This window comes from Blastococcus sp. OS1-29 (genome assembly GCF_057628075.1).
Genome location: NZ_JBXXJK010000006.1, coordinates 1 through 14,121 on the forward strand (window position 1 = coordinate 1; position 14,121 = coordinate 14,121).

Here is a 14,121-nt window from a genome sequence, read left to right on the forward strand (position 1 = left end):
GGCAGCCCCTCAGCGATCAGCCTCCAGAACCTGCGCTCGATCTCCTTCGGCAGCCGCAGACGCGCCATCGACACCACCCCAAATCACCGGGGTGTTGCATCGACCCCTTGAACCCGAGCGCGCTGATCGCCACGACTTCGTATGACTGGGCGAGTGGGAGCTATCTCGGCTGGGCCGGATTCGTGGGGTCGCCGTGGGACGGCGGGTTCACCGGGGGACCGCTGGTGGCTTCCGACGCCTTCGAGCCACCCTCCGCGGATTGCGCCGTCTCCGGCGTCGGCGCGGACGGATCCCCGCCGGAGGGCTGCGCGCCGGCCTTGAGCGAGGTGAGCCGGTTCTCCATCGCCGCGACGACCTGGATCCGGTTGGCGTGCGACCGCTCGTAGGTGATCAGGGTCTGCAGGTCGTCCTGGCCCAGCGTCCGGATCCTCGACGTCAGGGAGCCGACCTGGAGGTGGTCGTAGTCGGGCAGCGGCAGATCGTCTCGGTCGGTCATGCCCGTCCGCCTACCCCTGCTCCGCGCATCCGACACCGCGCATCCGACCCCGCGTGTGAGGCCCCGGTCGATGGGTAGGCGGCCCACATGGACGTGTCCTTCCTCCAGTCGGTCTACGAGGCAACCGGCCCCTTCGCCACCGTGTGCGCCGACGTCACCCACACCACCGAGAACGCCGACGCCGAGCTCGATCTCCGGGTCCGGGCCATCGCCGGGGCCCTCACCGAGCAGGGGGCGCCGGAGGGGGCGGTCACCGCCGTCCGCGACCGGCTGCTGGAGGGGAACGACGGCGGCGAGGCGGGCCGGCTGAAGGGACGCGCTCTTGTCGTCGCTGCCGACGGCCGCGTCGTGCTCGACCAGGCGCTGGTCGATGCACCGCTGCGCGAGGTTGCCGACTGGTCACCGCAGCCCGACCTCATGCCGGTCCTGCGGCAGCTGCCCGGGCGGGTGCCGCACATCGTCGTCCTCACCGACCGCACCGGGGCGGACATCACCTTCATGGGTGGGCCGGGGCAGGCCCACGAGGAGGAGACCGTCTCGGGGGAGACCTTCCAGATCCACAAGTTCCCCGGCGGCGGCTGGTCGCAGCACCGCTACGAGCACAACGTCGAGAACAACTGGATCGCGAACGCCGACGAGGTGGCCGCGCGCATCACCTCGATGGCGCGCCGGCTCGGGCCGCGGTTCGTCCTCGTGGCCGGCGACGTGCGGGCACGCCAGATCCTCACCGACCGCGCCGGTCCCGAGTGGTCGGACCTGATCGTCTCGATGGACGAGGGTGGCCGCGCGGCCGGTGCCGACCGGGAGCCGGTCGACCGGCGCATGCACGAGCTCGTCGCCGAGCACGAGGCCCGCGAGGACGCCGAGGCGATCGAGCAGATCCAGGCGGCGGCCGCCCACGGGCTGTCGGTCACCGGAACCGACGCGGTGGTCGAGGCGCTGCGCAAGGGCCAGGTCGAGACGCTCGTCCTCGCCGACGACCCGGGCGACGCGACGCTGCTCGTCGGCCGCTCCGCGCTCGAGCTCGGCGTGAACCAGCAGGACATGGACGCGCTCGGCAGCCACGGCGAGATCGTCCCCGCCGACCGGGCCCTGCTCGCCGGGGCCGTGGCCGGCGGCGCCGGCGTGGTCATCGTGCCGCGCTCGGCCATGCCCGAGGAGGTGCCGGTGGCGGCCGTTCTGCGCTACGCGGACGGCGCCGCACCGACCACCTGACCCGACCCGACGAAGGAGACCGATTTCCGTGAGTGATCCGCATCAGCCCGGCACGCCGGCCGGTACCGACCCCGGCGATCTCGAGCGCCGCGCCGCGCTCGCCGAGGTGCTCGGCAAGGAGGTCTGGCCGGCCGACCGCGACACCTTGGTCGCGAAGGCCGCGGAGGTCGACACGCCCGACGGCGTCCTGGCTCGGCTGCGCGGGCTGCCGGCCGATCGGCAGTTCGCGAACGTGCAGGAGGTGGCGCAGGCACTGGGCCTGGGCACCGAGCAGGAGAGGTTCTGACGTGCCCTCGATGAAGGAGCCCTCGCCCGAGGCAGTGGCGAACGTGACCGAGGAGAACGTCGAGACGCGGGCGCAGCTCCTCCCCGAGGAGCAGGCGGTGGGCGGCAGCGACAACCCCGAGGAGCAGGCCGCCGCCATCCTCGCCGAATCGGAGGAGCGGACGATCCACGCCGATCCGGACGACGCCCAGGGTGGCCACCGGCAGTCCTCGGACACCGCCGACCTGCCGTGAGTCCTACTCATCGACGGGCGCACGAGCATCTCGTGCAGCTGCGCTGGTCCGATCCCGACATGCTCGGGCACGTCAACCATGCCCGGGCGCTGGCGCTCATCGAGGACGCGCGGCTGGCGATGGGGGACGGCGTCAGCGGGGGACTGATCCTCGCCCGGCTCGAGGTCGACTACCTGCGCCAGCTGTACTACCGGGTGGGCGAGCGGCTGGCGGTGCGCAGCGTCGTCACCCGGCTCGGCACGAAGTCGTTCACCGTGCAGCAGGAGCTGGTGCAGGACGACCAGGTCGCCATCCGGGCGAACGCGGTGATGGTCGCCTTCGACTTCGACGCCGACGCGTCGCGTCCGCTCCAGGACGCCGAACGGGAGCACTGGTCCGCCTTCGCGACCGCCTGACCTTCACACCGTGCGGATCGGCGCGCCCACCTCGATCTCCCCGTCGCTGCGGACGTCGACCCGCAGGCCGCCCTTGTGGATCAGCGGACGCAGCACGCCCGGTCCGCTGAGCCGCTCCAGGTGGGAGCACGGCTCGCACTGGCGGCGTCCCTCGCACAGCACGTCGCCGATGCGGAAGCTGCGGCCGATCAGTGCCGTGAGGTCGATCCCGCGGGTCAGCACGTTCCGGCGCGACCCGGCGAAGTCGAGCCCCGATCCGGCCGCGGCCAGCTCGTCGAGAACCTCCGCGGCGATCAGCGTCAGGTCGTACCCGGGGCGCTGCTCGGCGCGCGGGCTGAACGTTCCGGCGCCGTCGGCGTACCGGTCGCCCTCCAGTCCCCGGCCGGCCCGCGCCCGCGCCGTCCGGAGCAGCTGCATGGGCGCCTCGGCTGCGGGTGCGACGGCCAGGCCCTCCACCGTGCCGAGCAGCTCGCCCCTGGCCGGCGCCGTCCGGATCACCGGGTCCATCGAGGCGACGGCAAAGGCCGAGATCAGCGGGAGCGTCTCCGTCGCCCGGCCCAGCAGTTCCGGCGCATGCGGACTGAGGACGACGCCGGGAGGTGTGCCGAACGCGAGCACGGCGACCTCGCGGGCGGTCCCCTCGCCGGTCTGCTCCACGGTGGCGAGCCACCAGCCGGCCCACTGGAAACGCGTCGGGTCGGCGATCGGCACCAGCCCGGAGCCGCGCTCGGCCAGCCAGCTGCGCCAGGAACCGAGCGCGCTCGCCAGCGTCGGGGCCAGCGGGAGCTCGTCGACCGGCACCTCGAGGACCGACGCGAGGCACGCGGCGAACCCGAGGGTCACCTCGTCGGCACCCTGCCCAGCAGGGAGTGCGGTGTCGATCACGGGACCTCCAGGCGGGACGTTCAGGCGCGGATCTCCAGCGTGCAGCACTTGACACTGCCACCCGCCTTGAGCAGCTCGCTGAGGTCCACGCCGACCGGGACGTAACCGCGCTCGCGCAGCTGGTCTGCCAGGCCGGTCGCCACCGACGGCAGCACGACGTGCAGCCCGTCGGAGACGGCGTTGAGGCCCAGGACCACCGCGTCGGCCTCCGAGGCGAGGATCGCGTCCGGGAACAGGCGCTGCAGGACCCCGCGGCTTCCCGGGCTGAAGGCCTCCGGGTAGTAGGCGACGGTGCGGTCGTCGAGGACCGCCAGGGCGGTGTCGAGGTGGTAGAAGCGCGGGTCGACCAGCTGCAGGGAGATGACCGGGACCCCGAAGAGCTCCTGCACCTCGGCGTGCGCCCCCGGGTCGGTGCGGAAACCGGTGCCGGCCAGTACCAGGTCGCCGACGACGAGGAAGTCACCCTCGCCCTCGTTCACGTGGACGGGCTCGGAGACGTCCTTGAGCCCGGCGCCCGCGAGCCAGGCGAGGTAGGCCGGGCCCTCGGCCCGTCGCTCGGCGTGGGTGAAGCGGGCCCCGAGGGCGCGACCCTCGACGACCAGTCCGCCGTTGGCGGCGAACACCATGTCCGGGAGCCCCGGGACGGGAGCGATGACCTCCACGTCGTGCCCGAGGTCGAGGTAGGTCTGCCGGAGCGCCTCCCACTGGTGGAGGGCCAGGTCGCGATCGACGCCGAGCGTCACGTCCATCCACGGATTGATCGCGTAGCTCACCTCGAAGTGCTCCGGGCGGCACATCAGGTACCGGCGCGGGGTGGCCATGCGCTCCAGCGTCGACGCCGGGCGGGGCTGGGGAAGAACCGCGGTCACTGCAACTCCCTCGTCGAGTGGGCGCCCACGCGCCGTCGGCGGAACGCTATGCGAGCCGCGATCTGCAAACAATCGCTATCTGTTGCGTGTTTGTATAGGGTATTTTTCATATCGGCTGGATAAACGACGATTTGTTGCGCGGCGTGGGAGATGTGGATGGACGCTCTGGACGGCAAGGTGATCAGCTGCCTGCTGCGCGACGCGCGGGCGACGCTGGCCGAGATCGGTGCGGAGGTCGGCCTGTCCGCGCCCGCGGTCAAGCGGCGCATCGACCGGCTGCTGGACTCCGGCGCCATCCGCGGGTTCACCGCGCAGATCGACCCCGACGTCCTGGGCTGGCAGACCGAGGCCTACGTGGAGCTGTACTGCAAGGGCACGGTGGCCCCCGAGGACCTCCGGCGCAGCCTCGAGCAGGTGCCGGAGGTCGTCGGCGCCGCGACGGTCTCGGGGACGGCGGACGCCCTCGTGCACATGCTCGCCTCCGATGTGAAGCAGCTGGAGCGCGCGCTCGAGCGCGTCCGGGACGAGCCCAACGTCGACCACACGCGCAGCGTCATCGTGCTGTCCCGGCTGATCGACCGCCCGCGCGCCTGAGCGCGGATGTGATCATCGCCGACCTGCGGGGTAGGCCCTGGTCAGTCCACGAGAGGAGAGGGTCATGCCGAAGACCACGAAGAGTGGGTCCGCCAAGCTGTCCGAGCTGCCCAGCACGCTGCGGCGCTCGGCGAAGAAGGCTCAGCGCACGTTCGCCAAGGCGCACGATTCCGCCGCCGGCGAGTACGGCGACGAGAAGCGCGCCAACCAGGTCGCCTGGGCCGCGGTGAAACACAGTTTCGAGAAGGTCGGCGACCACTGGGAGAAGAAGGCCGGCGGCAAGAAGGGTCCCTCCGACGCACAGGCCGCGGGCGGGCGGGACACGAACAGGAAGACCGCCGGCGGGGTCGACGCCAACGCGACCAAGGACCACCTGCTCAAGGTGGCCAAGAAGCTCGACGTCTCCGGCCGCTCGACGATGAAGAAGAAGCAGCTGGTGGCGGCGATCCAGAAGGCGAACGGCAAGAAGACGGCGGACGCCCGGAAGAAGTAGGCCGCTCGACCCGTCAGGCCACGTCGCTGGCGGGCGGGGCCGGCCGGCTGGGGATCTCGTGGGTCAGCGGCGGGCGGGTCCGGGGCACCCAGAGCGACGCCACCCGGTCGCGTCCCTGCTGCTTGGCCTCGTACATGGCGGCGTCGGCGCGGTCGACCAGCTTCCACAGCTCGTCGGTGGCGTCCTCGGCGTCCGCGGGCCGGGTGAGCGCGATGCCCACCGACGCCGTGACCGCGTGCCCGTCGGCCGTGCGGGTGTTCGCGACCGCGGTGCGCAGCCGCTCGGCGAGCCGGGCCGCCTCGTCGGGGTCACCGGCCAGCCCGAGCACGACCAGTTCCTCTCCGCCGGTGCGGGCCAGCACGTCGGTGGGGCGGACGCTGGCGGCCAGCGAGGTGGCCACCGCCCGCAGGACGGCGTCCCCGGCGGCGTGCCCGTGGGCGTCGTTGAGCCGCTTGAAGTGGTCCAGGTCGAGCACCAGCGCGGCGACGCGGGTGCCTTCGCGACGCGCCTGCCGCCACAGCCGCGGTGCCTGCGCCACGAGGTGGCGCCGGTTGTACAGCCCGGTGAGCGGATCGAGCAGGCTCTGCGTCCGCGTGGCGACGAGCAGCCGCTCCACCCGCCGTCGCAGCAGGAAGACCCCGAGCGCGCCGCCGTTCAGCATCCCGGCGCTGACCCCGACCTGGACGCCGAGGCTCAGGGCGCTGTCGTAGCTCGGCCACAGCGCGACCAGGCAGACGACCAGCGTGACGGCCATGTTCAGGGCCAGCTCCACCCGTCCCAGGAACCAGGCGGCGGCGAACGCCGGGAACAGCAGCATCAGGGGAGTGGCGTAGCGGACCGGGTCGTTGATGCAGAAGACGACGACGAGGTAGACCAGGTCGCCGAGCAGCACCAGGGCGAAGGTGGGCCCCCGGCTCACCCGTTGGCGGACCACCAGGGGGAGGGCGGCCAGGACGCAGGCGGCCATCGTCGCGCCGTACAGCCAGCGCTGCGGGCCGTCGCGCAGGACGCCGTCGACGAACAGGTTGATGCTGCCCATCAGCCCGCCCAGGACGAGCAGCAGGGCGAGGGTGAGCGCGGCGACCCGGTGCTCGGGCCCGCGGGCGCTGCCGGTCACCCCCGGCACGCCGTGCGATTCCGGCTCCCACCTGCCCGTCACCGCAACAGAATGCCGCACGACCGGCCTTCTGGGGCAGGTGGTGCGCACGGTTACCCGACCGTTGCCTTCCGCAGCAGTTGATCACGGCCCAGCGGCACGGCCGGGTCGATGGAAAGGTGGAGGCGACGCCCCACCCACTGCGAATCGAGGAGGCCGGCGACATGGCCGAGTCAGGCCCGTGGTTCTTCTGTCTCAAGCACCACACCGTCGAGACCCGGGACGGCTGCGCCGAGCGCCACCGCCTCGGGCCGTACGCCACGCGCGAGGAGGCCGAGCACGCCGTGCAGTCCGTGGCCGAGCGCGAGCAGAAGCTGACCGCGGAGGACCGCGCCTGGGAGGGCGACTGACAGAGGACCCCCGTGCCCCCCACTCGCCCGCTCGCGGCGGGGCCCTGCACGGGGGCCACCCCGCGCCGGGCATGATCGGGGTCATGGCGGACGAGCGCGCGCTGGAGGATCTGGTCGTCGGGGTGCTGGGTGGCACCGGTCCGCAGGGGCGTGGGCTCGCCGTCCGGCTGGCGGCGGTGGGTCAGCGGGTGCTCCTGGGGTCCCGGGACGCCGAGCGTGCGGCCGAGGTCGCCACCGACGTCGCGGCTCGCGCGACGGCGGCCGCGGGCGGCGTCGAGGTGTCGGTACAGGGCGGCTCGAACGTCGACGTCGCCGGTGCGGCCGACCTCGTGATCGTCGCCGTCCCCTACGCGGGCCATGCCGCGACCCTCGCCGAGCTGGCGACGCCGCTGGCCGGCAAGGTCGTCGTGGACTGCGTCGTCCCGATGGGCTTCGACGAGCTCGGCGCCTACGTCCTCGATGTCGAGGAGGGCAGCGTCACCCAGCAGGCCGCGGCTCTGCTGCCCGACAGCCACGTGGTCGGTGCGTTCCACCACCTGTCCGCCGTCCTGCTCGAGGACCTCTCCAAGCCGACCCTGGACGGCGACGTGATGGTCGTCGGCGACGTCCGCGAGGCCACCGACCTCGTGCAGGGCCTCGCCGGCCGGCTGCCCGGCATGCGCGGCGTCTACGCCGGTCGGCTGCGCAACGCGCGCCAGGTCGAGGCCCTGACCATCAACCTCGTGTCGGTCAACCGCCGGTACAAGGTGCACGCCGGCATCCGGGTCACCGACGTCTGACGACGTGCGCGACGACCTCGGAGTGCCGTTCGCCGGCCCGGCGCCCCGCCGGGTGGTCAGCCTGGTGCCGTCGCTCACCGAGGCGGTCGCCGCCACGGACGCCGGACTGCTGGTCGGCGCCACCGACTGGTGCACGCACCCCGCCGGTCTCGACGTCGACCGGGTGGGCGGTACCAAGTGGCCCGATCTCGACCGTGTCCGCTCGCTGGCACCGGACCTCGTGATCGCCAACGCCGAGGAGAACCGGGCCGAGGACGTCGCGGCGCTCCGCGACGCCGGCATCCCGGTCTGGGTCACCGCGCCCGCCACCGTCGACCAGGCGCTGTCCTCGCTCGACCGGCTCTGCGCGGTGCTGGACCGGCCGCGGCCGGAGTGGCTGGCCGGCGTGCACGAGGTGTGGGCCGACGTCCTCCGGCTCCCGGCGGTCAGTGCGGTCGTCCCGGTCTGGCGCCGCCCGTGGATGGTGCTGGGCCGGGACACGTTCGCCGGCGACGTGCTCGCCCGGCTCGGCGTCCGCAACGTGTTCGGGGAGCACCCCGACAGGTACCCGAAGCTGGCGAAGGACGACCCCGGTGCGGTCGTCGCGGACCTGGTGGTCTTCCCCGACGAGCCCTACGCGTTCACCCCGGACGACGGCCCCGAGGCGTGGCCGCACTGCCGCCCGGTGTTCGTCAGCGGACGCCACCTGACCTGGTACGGACCGTCGCTGGCCGAGGCGCCGGAGGTGCTGGCCGCCCAGCTCGCCGGCTGAGGGAGACACTGCTGAGGTGCTGTTGGCCGGAGCCGTCGCGGCGCTCCACGGAGCCGCGGTGCTGTTCATGCTGGCCGGAGCGCTGCTGGCGCTGCGGTGGCCTCGCCTGCTCTGGCTGCACGTGCCGGTGGCCCTGACGATCCTCGGCCTGTACCTCACCGGCTCGGACTGCCCGCTGACCACGTGGGAACTGGCGTTGCGGCGGCGGTCGGGGGCGCCCGGGTACAGCGGCGGCTTCATCGGCCACTACATCACCGAGCCGCTGGGCTTCCCGATCCATGCGACGGCCACCCAGGTCGGCATCTACGTGGTGGCCCTCCTGCCCAACGTCATCGGCTACGCGCTGCTCGTCCGGCGGCACGTCAGGGAGTCGAGGGCACGCCGGCGAGCAACGGCTCCACCAGTTCAGCCGGCGCAGGCATCGCGGCGATCTCCGCCGCGACCTCACCGGCAGCGGCCGCCAGCGCGGCGTCGCCCACCAGACGCTCGAGCGTCTCCGCGGTGATCCCGGCCGCCGGAACCGCGAGCCCCGCCCCCCGCGCCGCAACCAGCCGGGCGTGCACGGTCCGGTCGCCGGGGCCGGGCACGACGACCTGCGGCACTCCGACCGCCAGCGCCGACATGACCGAGCCGGCGCCTCCGTGGTGCACGATGCCCGCGACCCGGGGGAGGACCGCGGCGAACGGCAGCCAGTCGGTGGTGGTGACGTTCGGGGGAAGGGAACGCCGGGTCGCCGCGCGGTCGGGCCGCACGAGCACGACATCGACGTCGGCGCCCGCCGCGGCCTCGACGACCCGGCCCATCATGCGGTCGGGCCGCGGGTCGGCGACCGTGGACCGGCTGACCAGGACCACCGGCCGCGTACCGGTCGTCGGGAGGGTGGCGTCGCCGTCGCGGCCCGCAGGCACGTACCGCATGGGGTGGCCCGGACGGGCACCGACGAGGCTCGCTGGGATCGCGACCACGGCGTCCGCCGGCTCCGGCACCGCGACCCCGAGCCGGTGGGCGAGCCGGCCGAGGTGCCGAGCGACCTTGGTGAAGAGATCGGCGCCGTCGTAGATCAGCGCGTCCACCAGGACCGAGGGCACTCCGCCGCGCGCGGCCACGAGCGCACCGAGCGGGGCCAGACCCTCGTGCAGGACCAGGTGCGGCCGCCAGTCGTCGACGAGCGCCGCCGTCCGATCGGCCATCCTTTCGGCGAAGATCGGGAACGTCACCTCGACGGCGTCCGTGCCGCCCCTCCCGGCCATCTCGCGCCGCATCAGGCGAGGGTGCGGGAGCAGCCTCCGCAGGAGGAGCCGCGTCACGTTCAGACCCGGCGCGACGTCCTCCACCGCGAGTCCGGCGTGCTGCACGGCGCCGACGCCCTCGTGCGCGGTCGCGAACCGCACGTCGTGCCCCGCGTCGAGGAAGGCGCGGGCGAGCGGGACCAGCGGAAGGACGTGGCCCACCATCGGATTGGCGACGAACAGCACCCGCACGCGCCCACCCTGGCCGCCGGGCGGCCGTGCGGACAAGGGGTGCCGGCGCGCGGGCGTTCCGCTACTCGAAGGAGTGCTCCGGGCCGGGGAACACGCCGCCCCGCACCTCGTCGGCGTACTCCTTCGCAGCCCGCAGCAGTTCCCCGCGCAGGTCGGCGTACTTCTTGACGAACTTCGGCACCCGGCCGCCGTTGAGCCCGGCCATGTCCGGCCACACCAGCACCTGCGCGTCGCAGTCGGCGCCGGCGCCGATGCCGATCGTCGGGATCGACAGCTCCTTGGTCACCTGCGAGGCGATCTCCGCCGGAACCATCTCCAGGACGACGGCGAACGCCCCGGCCTCCTGCACGGCGTGCGCGTCGGCGAGCAACTGGTCGGCGCCGGCCCCGCGGCCCTGCACCCGGAACCCGCCGAGGGTGTGCTCGCTCTGCGGCGTGAAGCCGACGTGCGCCATCACCGGGATGCCCGCGTCGTGCAGCAGCCGGATCTGCGGCGCGACCCGCTCGCCGCCCTCGAGCTTGACCGCCTGCGCGCCGCCCTCCTTCATGAACCGGACGGCGGTGTCGAACGCCTGCTGCGGGCCGGATTCGTAGCTGCCGAACGGGAGGTCGGCGATGATCAGCGACCGCGTGGTCGAGCGGGTGACGGCCTTGGTCATGACCAGCAGGTCCTCGACGGTGACCGGCACGGTGCTCGAGTACCCGAGGACGACGTTGCCCGACGAGTCGCCGACCAGCATCACCGGGATGCCGGCCTCCTCGAAGATGGCCGCGCTGTAGGTGTCGTAGGCGGTGAGCATCGCCCACTTCTCGCCGCGCTCCTTGGCCTGCTGGAGGTGGTGGATGCGCACGCGGGCGGACGAGGTGCCGCCGTAGAGAACCGACTCGGTCATGCTTGCGCAGCTCCTTCGCGGACCGTGGGCAGCGACTCCCGCCACCGGTTGGTGATCGGCAGGCGTCGATCACGTCCGAACGCCTTCAGGCTGATCTTCGTTCCGGGTGCCGACTGGCGGCGCTTGAACTCGGCCATGTCGACCAGACGGAGGACCTTCGCGACCACCTCCGCGTCGTGCCCGCGCTCCAGCAGTTGCGCCATGCCGAGGTCGCGGTCCACGTAGTCGGCGATGACCGCGTCCAGCTCCTCGTAGGACGGCAGGGAGTCGCTGTCCTGCTGGCCGGGCGCGAGCTCGGCCGACGGCGGCTTGTCGATGGAGTTCTGCGGGATCGGCTCGGTCTCGCCGCGCCGCCCGGCCTCATCGTTGCGCCACCGGGCCAGGTCCCAGACCAGCGTCTTAGGCACGTCCTTGATCGGCGCGAACCCGCCCGCGGCGTCCCCGTACAGGGTGGAGTAACCGACGGCGACCTCGCTCTTGTTGCTGGTCGCGAGCAGCAGGTGCCCGTGCTGGTTGGACAGGCCCATCAGCAGGGTGCCGCGCACCCGCGCCTGCAGGTTCTCCGCCGCCACTCCGGACAGCTCGACCGACTTCTCGTACGCCTCGACCATCGGCGCGATGGGGACGACGGAGTAGTGCAGCCCCAGCCGTTCCGCGGCGTCCTGGGCGTCGGCCAGGGAGTGCGCGCTGGACCACTTCGACGGCAGGCCCACGCCGTACACGCGGTCGGCGCCCAGGGCGTCGACGGCCAGCGCTGCGACGAGTGCGGAGTCGATGCCCCCGGAGAGCCCGAGGATCACCGACGGCATGCCGTTCTTGTCGATGAAGTCGCGCAACCCCATGACCAGCGCCCGCCAGACCTCCTCGAGGTCGCTCAGGGGTTTGACGATCGTCGACGGCCGCGGCGCGAACGCCGGCACCGGCTCGTCGGAGAGCAGGTGCCGGGTGACCGTGAGCGGGCCGACCCGGCCCTCGGTCCGCCCCGCGGGGGTGGGTGGGAAGGAGAGGTCGACGGTGAGCAGGTGCTCGACGAACTGCGGCGCACGGGCGAGCAGCTCGCCGTCGGCGGAGACGACCAGGGAGTCGCCGTCGAACACCAGCTCGTCCTGCCCGCCGACCTGGTTGCAGTAGAGGATCGGCGCCCTCGACTCCTTGGCCCGGCGGCGCACCAGCGGCAGCCGCAGGTCGTCCTTCGCGCGCTCGTAGGGGGAGGCGTTGGGGGAGCAGACCAGGTCGACGCCGACCATGCCGGCGACGCCGCAGGGGCCGTGCTCGACCCACAGGTCCTCGCAGACGGTCAGCGCGATGTCGACGCCGTGCAGCCGCACGATCGGCAGCTCCGTGCCGGGCACGAAGTAGCGGGCCTCGTCGAAGACGCCGTAGTTGGGCAGGTGCCGCTTGTAGTAGTGGGCCACCACCTCGCCGCCGTACAGCAGGGCGGCGGCGTTGCGGGGGACGCCGCGGCGGGGATTGGCGTCACCGGGGCGGTCGTCGTCCGTAGGGGGGTGGTCGACCGGCGCGGGCCCGCTGCCCTCCGTGTGGGCCAGATAGCCGACGACGACGGCGACCTCGCCCAGGCCGTCGTCGGCCAGGCCGCTCGCGAGCTCGACGAGTGTCCGCTCGCTGGCATGCGCGAAGGACTCGCGGAGCACCAGGTCCTCGGCCGGGTAGCCGGTCAGGGTCATCTCGGGAAACACCACGAGGTGGACGCCGTCGCCGGCGGCCTTCGCCGTCCAGTCGCGCACCAGCTGGGCGTTTCCCGCGAGGTCGCCGACCCGGGTGTCGACCTGCGCCAGGCCCACCCGTAGCTGCGCCGTGTCGGATTCGGTCACGTCACCATCCTCGTCTGCCGACCGCGCCGAAGGCGAGGCGGGGGACCGTGGACGGCGGCCCCCGGACGTCCTACCGTGACCGTGTGCCCGAGTGGCTGACCATCGAGGTGCTCGACGGGAAGGTCCCGGCGTCGGAGTGGCGGCGGGCGTACGAGGACGTCCTCGTGGAAGCGGCCATCACCCAGGGCGCGGCGTACTGGGAGTGGCACGACACCCGCTGGGGGGTGGTCCTGGAGCTGGTCTTCGAGGACGACGACCGGCTCGCGAGCTACCGGGCGCTGCCGGTGGTCCGCGCCGCGCTCGACGCGGTGCCCGACCCTGCGGCCGGGCTGATCGTCTACCGCGGGCGCGGTGGCGGGGCCGGCGCTCTCGTGCCCCGGCGGCCGCGACCGCTTCCCGTCGCGGGGTCCGCCGAGCTGCCCACCGCAGAGCGGGAGCGGCTCGTCCGCCTCACCAGCGAACCGGGCGACGCGGTCCTCCTCGGCGGCTGCTGAACTCAGTTCCCGTTGAGCGCTCAGTTCCCGTTGAGCGCGGTGCGGATCCGCGGGTCGGGGATCTCTGGAAGCGGCGCCGCCGTCGGGGCAGCGTTGGCCGGTGCGTCCTTGGGCTCGGCGGGTGTCGCCCGTTCCAGGAACCGCAGCAGTTCGACGGGGAAGGGCAGGACGAGCGTCGAGTTCTTCTCGGCGGCCACCTCGACGACGGTCTGCAGCAGGCGGAGCTGCAGGGCGGCGGGGTGTGCGGCCATGACCTCGGCGGCCTGGGCCAGCTTCTCCGACGCCTGCAGCTCGCCCTCGGCGGTGATGACGCGGGAGCGGCGCTCGCGTTCGGCCTCCGCCTGGCGCGACATCGACCGCTTCATCCCCTCGGGCAGGGCGACGTCCTTGATGTCGACCCGGTCGATGTGCACACCCCAGTCGACCGCGGGGGTGTCGAGCATCAGCTCCAGGCCCTGGTTGAGCCGCTCCCGGTTGGACAGCAGGTCGTCGAGTTCGCTCTTGCCGATGATCGAGCGGAGCGACGCCTGGGCCACCTGGGCGATGGCGGCCTGGTAGTTCTGCACGTCGACGACCACGCGGACCGGGTCGAAGACCTTGTAGTACACGACCGCGTCCACGCGCACGGTGACGTTGTCGCGGGTGATGCCCTCCTGGGCCGGCACCGGCATCGTGATGACCTGCATGTTGACCTTGTGCAGGCGATCGGCCCACGGCGCGATCATGGTCAGCCCCGGGCTGCGGGCGTCGCCGTACAGCCGGCCGAAGCGCAGCACGACACCCCGTTCGAACTGGGTGACGACCCGGATGCTGGCCCCGGCGAGCACCAGCAGGCCCAGCACGATGATCGAGAGAATCACGAGAACGGCGTCCATATCGCCCTCCGGCGTCGCCCGGCGCCGTCGGCCGGCGCGACTGGGA

General features: G+C 72.9%; 18 protein-coding genes and 1 pseudogene. 11 read left to right on the forward strand and 8 right to left on the reverse strand.

Features of this window, described 5'->3' with window-relative positions:
- Positions 1-160: 160 nt before the first annotated feature.
- The gene (locus tag AC2H4J_RS15780) at positions 161-496 is read right to left on the reverse strand and encodes a DUF8129 domain-containing protein (RefSeq protein WP_487465828.1); all 336 of its coding nucleotides are present in this window, start codon (positions 494-496) and stop codon (positions 161-163) included.
- Positions 497-583: 87 nt separating this feature from the next.
- Between AC2H4J_RS15780 and AC2H4J_RS15785 the strand changes: the two genes are divergently transcribed.
- Genes AC2H4J_RS15785 through AC2H4J_RS15800 form a run of 4 tightly spaced genes read left to right on the forward strand, consistent with a single transcriptional unit; the run spans position 584 to position 2,624 of the window.
- Entirely contained in the window at positions 584-1,711 is a 1,128-nt protein-coding gene (locus tag AC2H4J_RS15785) for a baeRF2 domain-containing protein (protein ID WP_487465829.1), read from the forward strand.
- A 28-nt stretch (positions 1,712-1,739) separates the two neighbouring features.
- A complete protein-coding gene (locus tag AC2H4J_RS15790; RefSeq protein WP_487465830.1) occupies positions 1,740-1,997 on the forward strand; it encodes a DUF2795 domain-containing protein in 258 nt (85 codons plus the stop codon).
- A 10-nt stretch (positions 1,998-2,007) separates the two neighbouring features.
- The gene (locus tag AC2H4J_RS15795; RefSeq protein WP_487466220.1) at positions 2,008-2,229 is read left to right on the forward strand and encodes a hypothetical protein; all 222 of its coding nucleotides are present in this window, start codon (positions 2,008-2,010) and stop codon (positions 2,227-2,229) included.
- Positions 2,230-2,261: 32 nt separating this feature from the next.
- Positions 2,262-2,624 (forward strand): acyl-CoA thioesterase, encoded by a 363-nt coding sequence (locus tag AC2H4J_RS15800; protein ID WP_487465831.1) that lies wholly within the window; start codon positions 2,262-2,264, stop codon positions 2,622-2,624.
- A 3-nt stretch (positions 2,625-2,627) separates the two neighbouring features.
- On the opposite strand, the gene AC2H4J_RS15805 is transcribed toward AC2H4J_RS15800, so the two are convergent.
- Both AC2H4J_RS15805 and ddaH read right to left on the reverse strand, forming a co-directional pair.
- Complete coding sequence (locus tag AC2H4J_RS15805; RefSeq protein ID WP_487465832.1) at positions 2,628-3,509, reverse strand: MOSC domain-containing protein; 882 nt, start codon at positions 3,507-3,509, stop codon at positions 2,628-2,630.
- Positions 3,510-3,529: 20 nt separating this feature from the next.
- Positions 3,530-4,378, reverse strand: a complete 849-nt coding sequence (ddaH, locus tag AC2H4J_RS15810; RefSeq protein WP_487465833.1) for a dimethylargininase — start codon at positions 4,376-4,378, stop codon at positions 3,530-3,532.
- A 156-nt stretch (positions 4,379-4,534) separates the two neighbouring features.
- Between ddaH and AC2H4J_RS15815 the strand changes: the two genes are divergently transcribed.
- Both AC2H4J_RS15815 and AC2H4J_RS15820 read left to right on the forward strand, forming a co-directional pair.
- Complete coding sequence (locus tag AC2H4J_RS15815; RefSeq protein ID WP_487465834.1) at positions 4,535-4,972, forward strand: Lrp/AsnC family transcriptional regulator; 438 nt, start codon at positions 4,535-4,537, stop codon at positions 4,970-4,972.
- A 64-nt stretch (positions 4,973-5,036) separates the two neighbouring features.
- Entirely contained in the window at positions 5,037-5,465 is a 429-nt protein-coding gene (locus AC2H4J_RS15820) for a ChaB family protein (RefSeq protein ID WP_487465835.1), read from the forward strand.
- Positions 5,466-5,478: 13 nt separating this feature from the next.
- Here the strand turns inward: AC2H4J_RS15820 and AC2H4J_RS15825 are convergent, their stop codons facing one another.
- A complete protein-coding gene (locus tag AC2H4J_RS15825; RefSeq protein ID WP_487465836.1) occupies positions 5,479-6,624 on the reverse strand; it encodes a GGDEF domain-containing protein in 1,146 nt (381 codons plus the stop codon).
- Positions 6,625-6,785: 161 nt separating this feature from the next.
- Between AC2H4J_RS15825 and AC2H4J_RS15830 the strand changes: the two genes are divergently transcribed.
- From AC2H4J_RS15830 to AC2H4J_RS15845, 4 genes and pseudogenes are all read left to right on the forward strand, one after another.
- Positions 6,786-6,971, forward strand: coding sequence for a hypothetical protein (locus AC2H4J_RS15830; RefSeq protein ID WP_487465837.1), 186 nt, complete (start codon positions 6,786-6,788; stop codon positions 6,969-6,971).
- Between the two features lie 83 nt (positions 6,972-7,054).
- Positions 7,055-7,750 (forward strand): NADPH-dependent F420 reductase, encoded by a 696-nt coding sequence (gene npdG / locus AC2H4J_RS15835; protein ID WP_487465838.1) that lies wholly within the window; start codon positions 7,055-7,057, stop codon positions 7,748-7,750.
- A gap of 4 nt (positions 7,751-7,754) precedes the next feature.
- On the forward strand, positions 7,755-8,501 hold the full coding sequence (locus AC2H4J_RS15840; RefSeq protein ID WP_487465839.1) for a helical backbone metal receptor: 747 nt from the start codon (positions 7,755-7,757) through the stop codon (positions 8,499-8,501).
- Positions 8,502-8,517: 16 nt separating this feature from the next.
- Positions 8,518-8,829 (forward strand): annotated as a pseudogene (locus AC2H4J_RS15845) (DUF2784 domain-containing protein); the annotation flags it as partial.
- A 34-nt stretch (positions 8,830-8,863) separates the two neighbouring features.
- Here the strand turns inward: AC2H4J_RS15845 and AC2H4J_RS15850 are convergent.
- From AC2H4J_RS15850 to AC2H4J_RS15860, 3 genes are all read right to left on the reverse strand, one after another.
- On the reverse strand, positions 8,864-9,982 hold the full coding sequence (locus tag AC2H4J_RS15850; protein ID WP_487465840.1) for a glycosyltransferase: 1,119 nt from the start codon (positions 9,980-9,982) through the stop codon (positions 8,864-8,866).
- Positions 9,983-10,043: 61 nt separating this feature from the next.
- A complete protein-coding gene (gene panB / locus AC2H4J_RS15855) occupies positions 10,044-10,874 on the reverse strand; it encodes a 3-methyl-2-oxobutanoate hydroxymethyltransferase (protein ID WP_487465841.1) in 831 nt (276 codons plus the stop codon).
- Entirely contained in the window at positions 10,871-12,706 is a 1,836-nt protein-coding gene (locus tag AC2H4J_RS15860) for an NAD+ synthase (RefSeq protein ID WP_487465842.1), read from the reverse strand. Before AC2H4J_RS15860 ends, panB begins: the two co-directional genes overlap by 4 nt.
- An 83-nt stretch (positions 12,707-12,789) precedes the next feature.
- Here AC2H4J_RS15860 and AC2H4J_RS15865 point away from each other — a divergent pair, with 83 nt between their 5' ends.
- Positions 12,790-13,200 carry a hypothetical protein gene (locus AC2H4J_RS15865; protein ID WP_487465843.1) on the forward strand — a complete coding sequence of 137 codons (411 nt, stop codon included), beginning with the start codon at positions 12,790-12,792 and terminating at the stop codon, positions 13,198-13,200.
- Between the two features lie 20 nt (positions 13,201-13,220).
- On the opposite strand, the gene AC2H4J_RS15870 is transcribed toward AC2H4J_RS15865, so the two are convergent.
- Positions 13,221-14,075, reverse strand: coding sequence for a slipin family protein (locus AC2H4J_RS15870; protein ID WP_487465844.1), 855 nt, complete (start codon positions 14,073-14,075; stop codon positions 13,221-13,223).
- Between the last annotated feature and the right edge of the window lie 46 nt (positions 14,076-14,121).